Below are 15,016 nucleotides of genomic sequence, written 5' to 3'. Positions count from 1 at the left end.
GCTCGTCTGTTCCGCTCGCCCTGCGTGCCGCCCAGGGTAGTGGGTGCACCGGGGCGGCCTCGGAGAACCCTAAAACTGCACGAACGGTCGTGCTAATATCTCGCCGCGAACGAGGCAGGACAAGGAGCGCGAGAGCAGGGAGACCCGATGGACCCGACCCGCGGACTGATCCGTACGACCCTCAACCCCACCGCCCGGATCGCCCCCGGCCTGGCCGGGCGGGCCGCCTTCGAGCTGTTCACGCACCCGGTCCGGCGCAGCCGGGTGCGCGCGTCGGAGCGGGAGGTGCACGGGCGGGCGGCCACCGAGCGGCTCGCCGTGAACGGCAAGGCGGTGGTCGGCTACCGCTGGGGCAGCGGCGAGCGGCCGGTCCTGCTGCTGCACGGCTGGCGCTCCCGGGCCTCCCGGTTCGCCCCGTACGTGCCCCGGCTGCGGGCGCTCGGGCTGAGCGTCGTCGCCTTCGACGCGCCGGGCCACGGCGACTCCGGCGGCCGGACCACCGGCGTGCCGGAGTACCGCGAGCTCGCGCTGAGCCTCCAGGAGCGGTACGGGCCGTTCGAGGCCGTGCTGGCGCACTCGCTGGGCGTCTGCGCGGCCTTCGGGGCGCTGGCCGACGGCCTGCGGGCGGGCCGGCTGGCGGCCGTCTCCGGGGTGTCCCGGGTGGGCTTCTTCCCGGCCGCCTTCTGTGCCGGGCTCGGGTTGGACGCCGAGGTCGAGCGGGCGCTGCGGGAGCGGATCGAGCGGGAGCTGTTCGGCGGGGACGCCGGGGGCTGGGAGCGCTTCGACGCGGCCCGCCGGGTCGGGGCGGTCGACGGGCCGGTCCTGGTCGTGCACGACGAGGGCGACACCGTCGTCCCGCCGAGCGAGGCGTACCGGCTGCGCGAGGCGTACGGGGAGCGGCTGGAGCTGACCATCACTCAGGGCCTGGGCCACAGCAGGATTATCGCGGAGCCGACCGTTGTTGATCAGGTGATCGGATTCATCTCTGCCGGCCGGGAGGTCGCTGTCGTATGAGGATCGTCGAACTGCACGCACAGGCCATGGAGTTGGCCGTCCAGGTGGTGGACGGCCTACGGCCGGACCAGCTCGACCTGCCCACCCCCTGCGCGGGGTGGACGCTGCGCAAGCTGCTGGAGCACTGCGTCGGCCAGCACCAGGGCTTCGCCGCGGCCGCCCGCGGCGCCGGGCCGGACCTGGCGCTGTTCGCGGACGCCCCGCTCGGCGCCGACCCGGCGGGCGCCTTCCGGCGCACCGGGACCGACCTCACCGAGGCCTTCCGGGAGGCGGCCACCGCGGACCGGCCGATCTGGCTGGCCGAGATCCGCGACGGCGGCCCCTTCCCGCTCACCCAGGCGGTGGGCTTCCACCTGCTGGACACCCTGGTGCACGGCTGGGACGTCGCCGCCGCGCTCGGCACCCAGGACGCGCTGGTCGCCGCGGTGGACGGCGACGACGCGCTGGCCACCGCGCTGCTGACGGTGACCGAGGCCGTCCCGAACACCGAGGAACACCGGGCGCCCGGCCGGGCCTTCGCCCCGGGGCTCGAACCCGGCGGCGGCACCGGCCGGTTCGACCGCGCCCTGGCACTGCTCGGCCGCGACCCGGCCTGGAAGCCGTAACGGCCCTGTCCGCCCCGGGGCTTCCGAAACACAGCCCCGGGGTTTCCGGAACACAGGGGATTCCGGAACCCCCGGGGCCTGCCTTCGGCCCGCGTCCGCGGTCGGGCAGGCCCTACGGGCGGCGGGCGGCCCCGGCGCCCCGGCTCTCGGGGCCGCGCTGCTCGTCGGGGAAGCGCGGGCCGCCGATCAGGAAGAGCAGTGCGGCGGTCGGGAAGCCGAGCGAGGCGGCCAGCAACACGATGAACTCCCAGAACATCTTCCGCTCCTCGTCAGTCGCGGGCCGCCCGGACACCCGAAGGTGATCCCAAACCCGACCCGCTCCGATTGGCCGAATCGTCCGGTCACTGTCCGACGGTATGGCCGAATCACCCCGGCTGCCACCGGGCGCCGGCCCCCGGCCCGCGCCACACCGGCGCACGGGTCTGGGCGCGGGCCGGGGGCGGCGGCCACACTGTCGGGATGCAGCTACAGCTCGCAGGGGAAGCACGGCGGCCCGACCGCGAGAGCGAGGACTTCGCGGTGGCCTCGCCGGAGGCGCTGGTCCTGCTGGACGGCGCGAGCTCGCCGGTCGGCCTGGAGTCCGGGTGCCGGCACGGGACGGCCTGGTACGTGCGCCGGCTGGGCGTTCACCTGCTCGCCCGGCTCACCGACCGGGCGGACCGCTCGATCGCCGACTGCCTGGCCGACGCCATCGTGGAGACGGCCGCGCTGCACGGCGGCCGCTGCGACCTGGCCCACCCGAACACCCCCGCCGCGATGGTCGTCGCGGCCCGGCGGCACGGCGAGGCGCTGGAGTACCTGGTGCTCGGCGACTCCCTGCTGGTGCTGGAGTTCAAGGACGGCCCGCCGAAGGTGATCGGGGACAACCAGCGCTTCCCCGGCGGCGAGGAGCTGCGCCGGCAGGTCTGGGAGACCGTCCCCGGCTCGGCCGAGCGGGCCGCGCTGCACCTGGAGTACGTGCTGGCCGTGCGCGCCGCCCGCAACCGGGGCAACGGCCCGTGGATCGCCGCCGCCAGCCCGCGGGCGGCCGAGCACGCCGAGACCGGCTCCGTCCGGCTGGACCGGCTGCACGCGCTGGCCGCCCTCACCGACGGCGCCTCGCGCTACACCGAGCGCTTCGGGCTGGGCAGTTGGGGCGACGTGCTGCGGCTGCTCGCCGAGTCCGGGCCGGGCGAGCTGATCGCCCAGGTCCGGGCGGTGGAGCGGGCGGACGCCGGCTGCGAGCGCTGGCCGCGCGGCAAGACGCACGACGACGCCTCGGCCCTGTACGCGCTGCTGTAGGCGGTGGACGCGCGAGGGCCCGGACCGGGTGCGGTCCGGGCCCTCGCGAGCGGGCGGGCTCAGTGGCCGTCGGCGGGGATGGTGCCGAGGCGGCCGGCCTGGAAGTCCTCCATGGCCTGCTGGAGCTCGCGGTGGCTGTTCATCACGAACGGGCCGTAGTGGGCGACGGGTTCGCGGATCGGGAGGCCGCCGAGGAGGACGACCTCGAAGTTGTTGTCGCGGGAGTCCTGCTTCTCGTCGGCGCGCAGGGTGATGGAGTCGCCGTCGCCGAAGACGACGGCCTGGCCCCGGTGGAAGGGGCGGTGCTCGGTGCCGGCCGAGCCGTTGCCGGCGAGGCCGTAGGCGAGGGCGTTGAAGTCGGCGCGCCAGGGCAGGGTGATCTGGGCGCCGGGGTTGATCGAGGCGTGGATCATGGTGATCGGGGTGAAGGTGGTGCCCGGGCCCTGGTGGCCGTCCAGCTCGCCGGCGATGACGCGCAGGAGCGCGCCGCCGTCCTCGGTGCTGAGCAGCTTGACGCTGCCGCCGCGGATGTCCTGGTACTTCGGGGTGATCATCTTGTCCGAGGCGGGCAGGTTGACCCACAGCTGGAGGCCGTGGAACAGGCCGCCGGACTGCACCAGGGACTCCGGCGGGGTCTCGATGTGCAGCAGGCCGGAGCCGGCCGTCATCCACTGGGTGTCGCCGTCGGTGATGGTGCCGCCACCGCCGTGCGAGTCCCGGTGGATGAACGTTCCGTCGATGATGTACGTGACGGTCTCGAAGCCGCGGTGCGGGTGCCAGGGGGTGCCCTTGGGCTCGCCGGCCGCGTAGTCCACCTCGCCCATCTGGTCCATCATGATGAACGGGTCGAGGTACTTCTGGTTGATCCTGGCGAAGGCGCGGCGGACGGGGAAGCCCTCGCCCTCGTAGCCCTCGGGGGCGGTCGCCACGGTGAGGACCGGCCGTGCGCTCGTGACGGCGGGGTCCGGCGTGGTGACGCGCGGGAGGGTCAGCGGGTTGTCGACGGTCACGGCGGGCATGTCGGCCTCCTTCGGGGGGTGTCTGGCCTACATCCATGAGGTTAGTTCAATCCTCAACAACAAGCAAGTTGAAAGTTGAACTATGTAGTGACAGAGGAGCGCGGGGCTCCTCGTCCAGCATGGGTCAGCCGTACATCCGGCGCATCGTGAAGTCGACCATCTGCTCGACGGCCTTGGCGTCGAACACCATCCGGTGCTCGCCCTCCATGTCCAGCGCGAAGCCGTAGCCGGTCGGCAGCAGGTCCAGGACCTCGGCGCCGGTGACGGTGAAGTGCTTGGAGTCCTTGCCGGCGTAGCGGCGCAGCTCCTTCAGCGAGCTGAACATCGGGATCACCGGCGTCGGGGTGTTGTGCAGCGCCAGGAAGCCGGGGCGGTCGCCGCGGGGGCAGTGCACCTTCGAGGTGATGAAGATCGCCTGGAAGTCCTCGACCGCCATCGAGCCGGTGGTGAAGGCCCGGACGGCGTCCGCGAGTGAGGGCGGCGAGGGTTCGGGGTACAGGGACTGCTGGGGGGCCTGCGACTGCCCGCCGTAGGCGTCGGGTCCGGGCATGCCGTTCATGCCCTGCTGCGGTCCCGCCTGCTGCTGGTAGGGGTCGCCCGGGTATGTGTTCTGGTCATATCCGTACACACGGACAGGCTAGCGGGAGCGCACCCCTCTCCGCTGGCACCGATCCTGACAAGGAGTGGCCGCGTCGGCTGTGGGACGTGACCACGTTCATAGCGGATTCGCCGGCGGGGGCTTGCCCAAGTTACCGCTGGGTAGCATCATGATGCCTACTGGTGGGTACGGGACGCCGGAACGCGGCGGTCTCCCGGAAGCGACGAACCGGAGATAACGGCCATGGGTCACTACAAGTCCAACCTGCGGGACGTGGAGTTCAACCTCTTCGAGGTGTTCGGCCGCGAGCAGGTGTACGGCACCGGACCGTTCGCGGACATGGACGTCGAGACCGCGAAGAACATCCTCAGCGAGATCGCGCGCCTCGCCGAGAACGACCTCGCGGCGTCCTACGCCGACACCGACCGCAACCCGCCGGTCTTCGACCCGGAGACCAGCACCGCGCCGATCCCGGCCACCTTCAAGAAGAGCTACCAGACCTTCATGGACGCCGAGTGGTGGCGCCTGGGCATCCCGGAGTCGATCGGCGGCCAGGTCACCCCGAACTCGCTGATCTGGGCCTTCGCCGAGCAGATCCTGGGCTCCAACCCGGCCATCTGGATGTACTCCTCCGGCCCGGCCTTCGCCGGCGTCATCGCCGAGGAGGGCACCGAGGAGCAGCTCGAGGTCGCCAAGCGGATGACCGACCGCCTGTGGGGCTCCACCATGGTCCTCACCGAGCCCGACGCGGGCTCCGACGTGGGCGCCGGCCGCACCAAGGCGATCCAGCAGGAGGACGGCTCCTGGCACATCGAGGGCGTCAAGCGCTTCATCACCTCGGGCGAGCACGACATGTCCGAGAACATCATCCACATGGTGCTGGCCCGCCCCGAGGGCGGCAAGCCGGGCACCAAGGGCCTGGGCCTGTTCATCGTCCCCAAGTTCGACTTCGACTGGGAGACCGGCGAGCTGGGCGAGCGCAACGGCGTCTACGCCACCAACGTCGAGCACAAGATGGGCCTCAAGGCCTCGAACACCTGCGAGATGACCTTCGGCGCCAAGCACCCGGCCAAGGGCTGGCTGCTCGGCGACAAGGTCGACGGCATCCGCCAGATGTTCAAGATCATCGAGTTCGCCCGGATGATGGTCGGCACGAAGGCCATCGCCACCCTCTCCACCGGCTACCTGAACGCCCTGGAGTACGCCAAGGAGCGCGTGCAGGGCGCCGACATCTCGCAGTTCCTGGACAAGACCGCCCCGCGCGTCACCATCACCCACCACCCGGACGTGCGCCGCTCGCTGCTGACCCAGAAGGCCTACGCCGAGGGCATGCGCGCGCTGGTGCTGTTCACCGCGTCCACCCAGGACGACATGATGGCCGCCAAGCTGCGCGGCGAGCACGACGAGGCCGCCGAGCGCCTCAACGACCTGCTGCTGCCGATCGTCAAGGGCTACGGCTCGGAGAAGTCCTACGAGCAGCTCGCCCAGTCGCTGCAGACCTTCGGCGGCTCCGGGTACCTCCAGGAGTACCCGATCGAGCAGTACATCCGGGACGCCAAGATCGACACCCTGTACGAGGGCACCACGGCGATCCAGGGCCAGGACTTCTTCTTCCGCAAGATCGTCAAGGACGGCGGCCAGGCGCTGACCGCGCTGTCCGAGCAGATCCAGAAGTTCGTCGACTCGGCCGCCGGCGGCGACGCCCTGGCCGCCGAGCGCAAGCTGCTCGGCAAGGCCGCCGAGGACCTGGCGGCCATCGTCGGCAAGCTGATCGCCGACCTGACCTCGGTCGAGCAGGACGTCAAGAACATGTACAAGGTGGGCCTGAACACCACCCGCCTGCTGATGGTCTCCGGCGACGTCGTGGTCGGCTGGCTGCTGCTGCGCCAGGCCGTGGTGGCCCTGGCCAAGCTGGAGGCCGGCGCCTCCGAGAAGGACGTCCCGTTCTACCAGGGCAAGGTCGCGGCGGCCCGCTTCTTCGCCAAGAACGTCCTGCCGACCGTCACCCCGCAGCGCCTGATCGCCGAGGGCATCGACAACGAGATCATGGACCTGGCGGAGGAGGCCTTCTAGGCCCGTCCGGGACCGCCGGGCCCTTCCGGGCCCGCGCACCCCTCGAACCGCCTGACACACCCTCGCACCGAAGGGCCCGGCTGCCACCGGGCCCTTCGGTGCGTCCGGGACCGTGGCCGGGGCGTGCGTCCGGGGCCGTGGTCCGGGTGTGCGTCCGGGCGGGCGTCCGGCGGCGGAAAGCTCCGACCGTGCGCGGCGGTTCACGGTCGTGTCCGGGTCGTGCACCGAACCAGGTGTTCCGAATGCCCTGTCCGTGTACGGGCATATGCTCAGGTGCGAAGCCGACTCCCCATCCGGCTTCGGCCCTCACTCGACCCAGGAGCAGCATGTCGACCGCCGCCCGCCAGGCATTCTTCGACCGGACGCACAGCGACGACCTGATCGCGTTCCTCGGCACCTCACCCTCCCCGTACCACGCGGTGGCGAGCGCCGCGGAGCGGCTGGAGAAGGCGGGCTTCCGGCAGGTCGCCGAGACGGACGCGTGGGACGACGCGGCCGGCGGGCGCTACCTGATCCGCGGGGGCGCGCTGATCGCCTGGTACCTGCCGGAGGGGGCGGGCCCCGAGACGCCGTTCCGGATCGTCGGCACCCACACCGACTCGCCCAACCTGCGGGTCAAGCCCGTGCCGGACACCGGCTCGGAGGGCTGGCGGCAGGTCGCCGTGGAGATCTACGGCGGCGTCCCGCTGAACACCTGGCTGGACCGCGACCTCGGCCTCTCCGGCCGGCTCGCGCTCAAGGACGGCACCGCCCGGCTGGTCCAGCTGGACGAGCCGCTGCTGCGCGTGCCGCAGCTCGCCATCCACCTGGACCGCCAGGTCAACGAGGGCATGAAGCTCGACAAGCAGCGCCACCTCACCCCGATCTGGGGCCTCGGCCCGGTCGACGAGGGCGCGCTGATCTCCTACGTCGCCCAGCGGGCCGGTCTGGACGCCGCCGACGTGGTCGGCTGGGACCTCATGACCCACGACGTCCAGCCCGCCTCCTACCTGGGCCGCGACCGCGAACTGCTGGCCGCCCCGCGCCTGGACAACCTGCTCTCGGTGCACGCGGCCACCGCCGCGCTCGCAGCCGTCGCCACCGCCGAGGGCGCCGCCAGCCTGCCGTACATCCCGGTGCTGGCCGCCTTCGACCACGAGGAGACCGGCAGCGAGTCCGACACCGGCGCGCAGAGCCCGCTGCTCGGCACCGTGCTGGACCGGACGGTCCACGCGCGCGGCGGCACCACCGAGGACCGCGCCCGGGCCCTCGCCGGCACCGTCTGCCTCTCCTCGGACATGGGCCACGCCGTCCACCCGAACTACAGCGAGCGGCACGAGCCGGGCCACCACCCGATGCCGAACGGCGGGCCGATCCTCAAGGTCAACGTCAACAACCGCTACGCGACCGACGGCGTCGGGCGGGCGGTGTTCGCGGCCGCCTGCGAGAAGGCGGGCGTGCCGTGGCAGACCTTCGTCTCCAACAACGCCATGCCCTGCGGTACGACGATCGGCCCGATCACGGCGGCGCGGCTGGGCATCAAGACGGTGGACTGCGGCATCGCGGCGCTCTCCATGCACTCGGCGCGCGAGCTGTGCGGCGCGGAGGACCCGTACCTGCTGGCGAGCGCGCTCAAGGCCTTCCTGGAGGGCTGACGGCGGACGCGGAAGGGGCCCGGCGGTCGTCCGCCGGGCCCCTTCCGCGTTGTTCGGGTGCGGGTCGTTCCGGGTTACTCCATCCCGGCCAGGACCAGCGGGAGGCGGCGGGCGCCGTCGGCGACCAGCTTCACCGGCACGCCCCAGTCCTGCTGGTGCACGTGGCAGGCCGGGTACTCGATCTCCGGGTCGTCGTCGCAGGAGGCGGCCATCGCCGAGACGTGCAGCACGCCCTCGGCGACCTCGGCGGAGAGCACCAGCTCACGGGAGAGGTCGGTGTCCGCGCCCGCGCCGGAGACCAGCAGCTCGGGCGGGGTCGAGCTGACCAGCAGCCGGGTGGACGGGCCGTAGCGCTCGTCCAGCTTCTGGCCGTTCGGCGCCTCGAAGACCACGTCCAGCCGGAGGGCGCCCGGGGCGACCTCGGTGGCCGCGCGCCGGGTGCGGTGCGCCACCGACTCGACCCGCACCGCCTCCTCCGGCAGCCGCAGCCTGGTCAGCCGGTGCCGGGCCGACTCGACCACCACGATGTCGCCGTCCACCAGCACCGCCCCGGAGGGCTCGCGCAGGTCGGTGGCCAGCGTGCTGACCTCACCGCTGGCCGGGTCGTAGCGGCGCAGCGCGTGGTTGTAGGTGTCGGCGACGGCCACCGAGCCGTCCGGCAGCACGGTGACGCCCAGCGGGTGCTGGAACAGCGCCTGGTCGGCCGCGCCGTCGCGGTGGCCGAAGTCGAACAGGCCGGTGCCGACGGCGGTCCGGACCGCCCCTGTTTCACGTGAAACCCAGCGCAGCGCGGAGGTCTCGGAGTCGGCGACCCAGAGCCGCTCGCCGTCCGCGGAGACCGCGAGGCCGGACGGCTGGGCGAACCAGGCCTCGGCGGCGGGCCCGTCCACCAGGCCCTCGTTGGTGGTGCCGGCCGCGACCGCGACCGTGCCGGCGGCCGGGTCGAACGACCACAGCTGGTGCACGCCGGCCATCGCGATCCACACCCGGCCGTCGAACCAGGCGACGTCCCACGGCGAGGAGAGGTCCACCTCGCGGGCCGGGCCCTCGGTGGCCGAGCCCTGCCACCACTGGCGGCCGGTGCCGGCCAGGGTGGTCACCAGGCCGTCGGCGAGGCGCACGCCGCGCAGGGCGTGGTTGACGGTGTCGGCGACGACCACGTCGTACGCCGAGCCCTCCGGCAGCAGCGCGAGGCCCTGCGGCTCGCTGAACCGCGGGCCCTCGCCGTCCGAGCCGTCGCCGTCCACCAGCCCGCGCTGCCCGTCGCCGATCCGGCGCACCACCGTCTCGCCGTCCTCGGCCAGCTCGACCAGCGAGTGGTGGCCGGAGTCGGCGACCAGGAAGTGGCCGTTCGGCAGCCGGACCGCCTTGCCGGGGAACTTCAGGCTCCCCGCGGTCGGCTCCGGCGCCACGTACGGGCCGTCGCCGCGGCGCAGCGTGCCCTTCGCGGCGTGCTCGGCCTCCAGCTCCTCGACCAGCCGGGCGAGCGCGTGGGCATGCCCCTCGCCGGCGTGCTGGGCGACCACGTAGCCCTCCGGGTCGATCACCACCAGCGTCGGCCAGGCCCGGACGGCGTACTGCTTCCAGGTGGCCAGCGCCGGGTCGTCCAGCACCGGGTGGTGCACCTCGTAGCGGGCGACGGCGTCGACCACGGCCTGGTGGTCGGCCTCGTGCACGAACTTCGGCGAGTGCACCCCGACGATCACCACGGTGTCGCGGTGCGCCTCCTCCAGCTCCCGCAGCTCGTCCAGGACGTGCAGGCAGTTGATGCAGCAGAAGGTCCAGAAGTCTAGTACGACACACTTACCTCGCAGGTCGGCAAGCTTGAGTTCCTTGCCGCCTGTGTTGAGCCATCCACCAGCGCCTACCAGTTCGGGGGCGCGGACACGTGCACGAGAAGCCATGCCCCAATCAAACCCCACCATGGCCGTCCGTGTTCCGGACGGGTGTTGTCCGTTCGCGAGCTGGAGGGCCGTCTCGTCCAGGTCGCGACAGCGGACGGACGTCGGTGGTGCGTCTTACAACCACGGCCGGCGAATGCGAAGGCCGTCGTTGCCAGTAGGCGATATGTACTAATGCTGATATTTCGCCCATTTATTGATTTGCGCTTAGCGCCGGATCTACCTCGCTGGAAGTGCCGGCGGCAGGCAGCCCCCTTGGAAAAATATCGCACTGGCAGTGTGGCGCAGGTATAGGCTGACCATCGTGGAGGGTTCCGAGTTTTCCGTACAGGCGCAGAGTCTTCAGGCGCTATACAGTCTCTATTGCAATCAGGGCCTGGCTGTTAATCGAAGCTATCAGCGAAAGCTGGTGTGGAGTGTCGATGAAAAGGTCAAATTGATCGACTCGGTGGTCAATGGACTGCCAATCTCGATGATCCTTCTTGCTCAGCGCAAGAAGGGCGGCGCGGATACCTATGAGATCATTGACGGCCTTCAGCGTTTGAACGCCTTCTTTTCCTTCGTGGAAAACCAGTTCTCGTACAATGGCGAGTACTTTGACCTGGATGTCGTAGAAGAGGCCAAGGCGCGCCTTGACATGGGTATGATTTCCCCTGGCGATGTCAAGATGTCCAGGGCCTTGTCGCTGGGTATAGCAAAATATCAGATCCCGGTCGCTGTGTACCTGGACTCCGCCACACCTGCCGTTAATGAGATATTCCGTCGAATTAACAGTGGTGGTCGCCAGCTAAGCCCTCAGGAAGTTCGACAGGCGGGTGCTGTCGGCCCGCTTGCGGATCTCGTCCGCCGGGCTAGTGCGTCAATTCGGGGGGACGGAACGTTCTCTGAATCGATCTCCCTTGACGAGATGGAGAAGCTGAGTACCTCTCGAAGAGGTGTAGAGGGCGGCCTCTCAATCGAGGAAGTTTTCTGGGTGCGTCATGGCATCGTGACACAAGAGGAGATCAGGTCTTCTGTCGACGAGGAGGTAATTCTGGACCTCGTGCTGGATGCCGTGGTGCGGCCGTGGCCTGCAAGCGGTTGGCAGGCCCGAAACATAGCCTACGGCCTGCCGCAGAAGATCAGTGCCGCGAGATTGGATGAGGTCAATGCTGCGGTGGCTGATATCGAAATCGAAGTTCTTCATCAGCGAATCCTGTCGGTTATCGAACTAATTGATGACTTGATGCGTGGTCATGGTTCGCTCGCTTGCTACATGGCGACCTTGGGGAATCGCGAGAAGAGTGCTCGCTGGCACTTCCAGGCGATCTTTTACGCGTTTTACTCGCTGATGTTCGAGGTTGAAATGGCGCCTAGGTCGCATGAGGCGATCCGCAGCGTCCTTGGCGGCTTTTGGGATCAGCGGACGCCAATCTCAACTCGCGAAACAGCGTGGGGGGCGTCGGAAAAAGGGAAGCTGTATCCGCATGTACTGAAGCGCCTCAGGGAGGCCTTCTATCATCCGGAGGCTACTCAGGGCGCGGTTCGGCTCAACTCTAGGCTCTACATCGAAAGAATCCTTCAGGGTCCGGTTTCTGAAGATCCCCTGATTGAGCTTAAGCAGGGCTTCTGCTCCCTTTCTGATGTGCCGAAAGAGGATGTGGAGATATTTGAAAAGATCCTCCAGACTGCCGTGGCTATGGCGAACTTCAGCAAGAACAGTGAGGGTCTTATCCTGATCGGTGTGGCCGACAAGCCATCGGCGGCAGATCGGGCTAGTCGCGTTTTTGGACTGGACCCACTCCAGGTTTCTGGGCAGCTCGTCATTGGCACCTCTGAGCAGATCCAGCATCTTGGGTATGATGTGGATTCATGGTGGCGGAAATGGCAGGCCATGATCCGGTCATCAAAGCTTGCTTTGGAGTTTTCTAATAAGCTCGCAGAGAGTTTTAAGCCGGTTCTTTGTGACGATAAACTGCTTTGGGAGATGAGGCCTAAGTCTATTGGCCGGCCGATCGCCTATGGCGGTAGATTCTTCGTTCGCATCGGCTCGTCCACCGAAGAGTTGGGCGCGGATGACTTCCTGGCGCACATGAAGTTGCACTTCTCTGGCGCCGGCTGAGGTTCGGGCTGTCGGTCTAGCCGAGGTGGGGAGCGGTCCGCTGCTCAAGGAAGTGCCGGAGCCGTAGCTGCTGGGTGTGGTGCATCGGCAGATCGGCGATCTCCTCGGGGAGGACGAAGCGGAGGTCGGTGGACTCGTCGGAGATGCGCAGCGTGCCGCCGGTCACCCGGGCGGTGAAGCAGATGTTGAACTGCTGCCTCACCTCGCCGTCCGAGTACGCGATGACGTGGCGCGGGTCGGTGTACGTGCCGACGAGGCCGGTGATCTCGACTTCCAGGCCGGTCTCCTCGAAGACCTCCCGCACGGCCGTGCCCGGAAGCGACTCGCCCAGATCCATCGTCCCGCCGGGCAGGGCGTACAGGCCGTTGTCGACCCGTCGCTGGAGCAGGATGCGCCCGGCCTCGTCCGTCACGATTGCGGAGGCGGCGACCACCAGCCGGTTGGGCTTGGGGGCGTCGGGATCGTCGTAGTACTCGGTCCGTGCCACGGATCAGCTCTCCTCGACCGGTCGGGCGGTGCTCCACACCGCATCGAAGCTCGAAGCGTAGGTGTCGAAGAGGGTTCCCGCAGCTGTTCGACGAAGGTGCCAGACCGGTGCTCCGAAGGCGTTCACGCCCCATACGTGGGCGTTCACCAGCAACTGGTCGTCGGCCCGGTAGAGGCTGTTGTAGAGCGTGGTCCCGTGCGTGCGGATCTCGATGCCGGGCGTGCCGACGAGCGGCCGGTAGTGCATGAGGGCGAGCCTGCACCGGGATTCGATGCCATGACCGAACTTCTCCTCCTCCTCGCGCTGCCGCACGTTCTCGCTGTCGGGGTCGCCGATGGCGATCCGGACCGCACAGCTCTCGGCGGCGCGCTCCCGGAGCAGGTCGTTGAGCCGTGGGTAGGCTTCGTGGAGGAAGACAGCGGCGTAGACCAGCACGTCGATGCGATCAGCGGCCTTCTCCAGCAAGTCCACGATGACGGACACCGGTAGATCGGCCCGCTGCTCGTACAGGGCCACCAGTTCGGGGCTTATCGCCCGCGCGGCACGCGGCTGCCGCAGGCTCGGCCAGAGTGCGAACATGTCTTCTCCCAGCAGTTCGGCAGCCACGCGGGCCGTCCCCAACCGGGGCGTCCGATTCTGATTGGCCCAGCGCTCAACCGACTTGGTGTCGACGCCGGCCTTGTCCGCCAGGGCTGCGCACGTCCAACCACCTGACGCCATGACGGCTTTCAGTCTCTCGTTCGGCATCTCGCGTGTCTCCCCGCAAAGTCCGGACTCCTGTAGGGACGTTGTATCGCGCGAGGGACGTTCTGAAGTGTCCTTTGCCTGAGGTTTCACCGTCCCGGGGACTGTCAGATCTTGGTGACAGCTCAATGGGAGGAGGCCGATGAAGGCGAAGAACCGGGATGTGGCGGTGCCCTGTGGTGGACGTTAGCCGCATGACGCTGATCGGACGCATCCTGCCGATCACGGCCGAGGTGGCCCCGGATGCCGGCCAATGTCCTGGGTGCGAACTCTTCGACGGGATGGAGACGCAGTACTCGGACATGCCCACGATCCTGCGCAAGGTGTCCAAGTGGCGTTCCCAGCACGTGGACGACGGAGAGTGCCTGGCGGTGCGCGACGATGGATGACGTTCAGGGGGCAGCACAGGAGCCCGTGGAGGGCCCTTGTGAGGATGGTGCCCCCGTGGACCCGTTCGGCTGGATGAAGGCCCATCCTTGGCCCCCTGGGAGGGCCGTTGGGCCCCGACCCGTTCTCTCCCCGGAAGAATTCAGCGAACCCCCGTTGACGCCAGAGGAACGCGACCGGCGGGCGGATCTGCTCGCCAGATTGCGGGAAGCCAACCACCCGTGGTGCTGACGTGCCTCATGGACTCGCTTTGAGTGTCTTGAGCACCTGCTAACGACGGCCAGAGGTGTCTTCGCAACCCCGCTTCCCTATGGCGATCAAGACGAAATCTCTTGCAGAAATGGCTAGTTGGCCACCTTGGGGGAAGGAAATCGGCAATACACCCAGGGTGCGCGTGGAGAACTGGGACCGGGATCGCCAGCGGCCACACGTCGTGAACTTCAACAACGCCCTGCCCCGAGCTCCCGAGACGGCAAAGAGCCGCCCACCCGCAACGGGCGGACGGCTCTGACGACAGGGCGCAGCGGCTACGACGCGGAGTCCTCAAGGTGCCGGTAGAGCGTCGCCCGGCTGATCCCGAGGGCTTTCGCGATGCTACTCACGCTCTCCCCCCTGGCACGGCGGGCGCGGGCAATGGTCAGCTTGTCCTCACTGATCACGGACGGCCGCCCACCGGTTCGCCCCTGAGCCTTGGCCGCCTCCAGTCCGGCGCGGGTGCGGTCCTTGATCAACGAACGCTCGAACTCCGCCATTGCGCCAACAACCTGGAGCATGAGCCGCCCGTCCGGAGTGTTCGGGTCGATGCTCGCCAGCGCGCCCGTCAGGACCTTGAAGCCGATCCCGCGCGCCGACAGGGCGTCCACCATCGTCACCAGGTCGATGAGCGAGCGGGCGAAGCGGTCCAGCTTCCACACGCACAGGGTGTCGCCGGGGCGGAGGTAGTCCAGGACGGCCGACAGTTCTGGGCGGTAGGTGTTCTTCCCGCTGGCCTTGTCGGTGAAGATCCGGGCGCAACCCGCTTCGGTCAGCGCGTCGTGCTGGAGCTGCGCCTCCTGGTCGTCGGAGGAAACTCGGGCCTGGCGGACGCGGGCGAGCCTGCCGAATCGGGCAGGCTCGCCCTTGCGGTCGGGCCGGACCAGGTGCGCGCCGAGCCCGTCGGTGACGAAGGCCTC

General features: G+C 69.2%; 14 protein-coding genes and 2 pseudogenes. 7 read left to right on the top strand and 9 right to left on the bottom strand.

From position 1 onward, the window contains the following. Positions 1-147 precede the first annotated feature (147 nt). A complete protein-coding gene (locus ACFCY1_RS33880; protein WP_375877071.1) occupies positions 148-1,014 on the top strand; it encodes an alpha/beta hydrolase in 867 nt (288 codons plus the stop codon). Further along, a complete protein-coding gene (locus tag ACFCY1_RS33875) occupies positions 1,011-1,619 on the top strand; it encodes a TIGR03086 family metal-binding protein (protein WP_074002032.1) in 609 nt (202 codons plus the stop codon). Before ACFCY1_RS33880 ends, ACFCY1_RS33875 begins: the two co-directional genes overlap by 4 nt. Before the next feature lie 112 nt (positions 1,620-1,731). Here ACFCY1_RS33875 and ACFCY1_RS33870 read toward each other — a convergent pair whose 3' ends face one another. Beyond that, complete coding sequence (locus tag ACFCY1_RS33870; protein WP_158077691.1) at positions 1,732-1,875, bottom strand: hypothetical protein; 144 nt, start codon at positions 1,873-1,875, stop codon at positions 1,732-1,734. Between the two features lie 203 nt (positions 1,876-2,078). Between ACFCY1_RS33870 and ACFCY1_RS33865 the strand changes: the two genes are divergently transcribed. Next, positions 2,079-2,900, top strand: a complete 822-nt coding sequence (locus ACFCY1_RS33865) for a protein phosphatase 2C domain-containing protein (RefSeq protein WP_063780134.1) — start codon at positions 2,079-2,081, stop codon at positions 2,898-2,900. Positions 2,901-2,959: 59 nt separating this feature from the next. On the opposite strand, the gene ACFCY1_RS33860 is transcribed toward ACFCY1_RS33865, so the two are convergent. Both ACFCY1_RS33860 and ACFCY1_RS33855 read right to left on the bottom strand, forming a co-directional pair. Then, a complete protein-coding gene (locus ACFCY1_RS33860; RefSeq protein ID WP_049651061.1) occupies positions 2,960-3,919 on the bottom strand; it encodes a pirin family protein in 960 nt (319 codons plus the stop codon). A gap of 124 nt (positions 3,920-4,043) precedes the next feature. Beyond that, entirely contained in the window at positions 4,044-4,547 is a 504-nt protein-coding gene (locus ACFCY1_RS33855; protein ID WP_049651062.1) for an SseB family protein, read from the bottom strand. Between the two features lie 213 nt (positions 4,548-4,760). On the opposite strand from ACFCY1_RS33855, the gene ACFCY1_RS33850 reads away from it, so the two are divergent. Next, positions 4,761-6,590, top strand: coding sequence for an acyl-CoA dehydrogenase (locus ACFCY1_RS33850; RefSeq protein ID WP_074002033.1), 1,830 nt, complete (start codon positions 4,761-4,763; stop codon positions 6,588-6,590). A gap of 326 nt (positions 6,591-6,916) precedes the next feature. After that, complete coding sequence (locus ACFCY1_RS33845; RefSeq protein WP_375877070.1) at positions 6,917-8,224, top strand: M18 family aminopeptidase; 1,308 nt, start codon at positions 6,917-6,919, stop codon at positions 8,222-8,224. Between the two features lie 74 nt (positions 8,225-8,298). On the opposite strand, the gene ACFCY1_RS33840 is transcribed toward ACFCY1_RS33845, so the two are convergent. Beyond that, complete coding sequence (locus ACFCY1_RS33840) at positions 8,299-10,128, bottom strand: NHL domain-containing thioredoxin family protein (RefSeq protein ID WP_375877069.1); 1,830 nt, start codon at positions 10,126-10,128, stop codon at positions 8,299-8,301. A gap of 301 nt (positions 10,129-10,429) precedes the next feature. On the opposite strand from ACFCY1_RS33840, the gene ACFCY1_RS33835 reads away from it, so the two are divergent. Further along, a complete protein-coding gene (locus ACFCY1_RS33835; RefSeq protein WP_375877068.1) occupies positions 10,430-12,226 on the top strand; it encodes a DUF262 domain-containing protein in 1,797 nt (598 codons plus the stop codon). A gap of 16 nt (positions 12,227-12,242) precedes the next feature. Here the strand turns inward: ACFCY1_RS33835 and ACFCY1_RS33830 are convergent, their stop codons facing one another. Together ACFCY1_RS33830 and ACFCY1_RS33825 are read right to left on the bottom strand one after the other, a co-directional pair. Continuing rightward, positions 12,243-12,713 (bottom strand): NUDIX domain-containing protein, encoded by a 471-nt coding sequence (locus ACFCY1_RS33830; protein WP_375877067.1) that lies wholly within the window; start codon positions 12,711-12,713, stop codon positions 12,243-12,245. Positions 12,714-12,716: 3 nt separating this feature from the next. Further along, positions 12,717-13,460 carry an XRE family transcriptional regulator gene (locus ACFCY1_RS33825; protein ID WP_375877066.1) on the bottom strand — a complete coding sequence of 248 codons (744 nt, stop codon included), beginning with the start codon at positions 13,458-13,460 and terminating at the stop codon, positions 12,717-12,719. 191 nt (positions 13,461-13,651) lie between these two features. On the opposite strand from ACFCY1_RS33825, the gene ACFCY1_RS33820 reads away from it, so the two are divergent. Then, positions 13,652-13,846, top strand: a complete 195-nt coding sequence (locus ACFCY1_RS33820; RefSeq protein WP_375877065.1) for a hypothetical protein — start codon at positions 13,652-13,654, stop codon at positions 13,844-13,846. Positions 13,847-14,371: 525 nt separating this feature from the next. Here ACFCY1_RS33820 and ACFCY1_RS33815 read toward each other — a convergent pair. The 3 genes and pseudogenes from ACFCY1_RS33815 to ACFCY1_RS33805 all read right to left on the bottom strand — a co-directional run. Next, on the bottom strand, positions 14,372-14,503 hold the full coding sequence (locus ACFCY1_RS33815) for a helix-turn-helix domain-containing protein (RefSeq protein ID WP_375877095.1): 132 nt from the start codon (positions 14,501-14,503) through the stop codon (positions 14,372-14,374). A 30-nt stretch (positions 14,504-14,533) separates the two neighbouring features. Continuing rightward, positions 14,534-14,908, bottom strand: a pseudogene (locus ACFCY1_RS33810) (recombinase family protein); the annotation flags it as partial. Positions 14,909-14,920: 12 nt separating this feature from the next. Further along, positions 14,921-15,016 (bottom strand): annotated as a pseudogene (locus ACFCY1_RS33805) (IS982 family transposase); the annotation flags it as partial.

Origin of the sequence: Kitasatospora sp. NPDC056273 (assembly GCF_042268845.1) — a bacterium.
In the GTDB taxonomy this organism is placed as follows: Bacteria; Actinomycetota; Actinomycetes; order Streptomycetales; family Streptomycetaceae; genus Kitasatospora.
This window is presented reverse-complemented; position numbering and strand designations above follow the sequence as displayed.

Bases quoted from the DNA above. Each gene is read 5' to 3' on its own strand.
- ACFCY1_RS33870 (WP_158077691.1), bottom strand. From the start codon at position 1,875: ATGTTCTGGGAGTTCATCGTGTTGCTGGCCGCCTCGCTCGGCTTCCCG.
- ACFCY1_RS33845 (WP_375877070.1), top strand. From the start codon at position 6,917: ATGTCGACCGCCGCCCGCCAGGCATTCTTCGACCGGACGCACAGCGAC.
- ACFCY1_RS33865 (WP_063780134.1), top strand. From the start codon at position 2,079: ATGCAGCTACAGCTCGCAGGGGAAGCACGGCGGCCCGACCGCGAGAGC.
- ACFCY1_RS33875 (WP_074002032.1), top strand. From the start codon at position 1,011: ATGAGGATCGTCGAACTGCACGCACAGGCCATGGAGTTGGCCGTCCAG.
- ACFCY1_RS33820 (WP_375877065.1), top strand. From the start codon at position 13,652: ATGACGCTGATCGGACGCATCCTGCCGATCACGGCCGAGGTGGCCCCG.
- ACFCY1_RS33880 (WP_375877071.1), top strand. From the start codon at position 148: ATGGACCCGACCCGCGGACTGATCCGTACGACCCTCAACCCCACCGCC.
- ACFCY1_RS33840 (WP_375877069.1), bottom strand. From the start codon at position 10,128: ATGGCTTCTCGTGCACGTGTCCGCGCCCCCGAACTGGTAGGCGCTGGT.
- ACFCY1_RS33850 (WP_074002033.1), top strand. From the start codon at position 4,761: ATGGGTCACTACAAGTCCAACCTGCGGGACGTGGAGTTCAACCTCTTC.
- ACFCY1_RS33860 (WP_049651061.1), bottom strand. From the start codon at position 3,919: ATGCCCGCCGTGACCGTCGACAACCCGCTGACCCTCCCGCGCGTCACC.
- ACFCY1_RS33825 (WP_375877066.1), bottom strand. From the start codon at position 13,460: ATGCCGAACGAGAGACTGAAAGCCGTCATGGCGTCAGGTGGTTGGACG.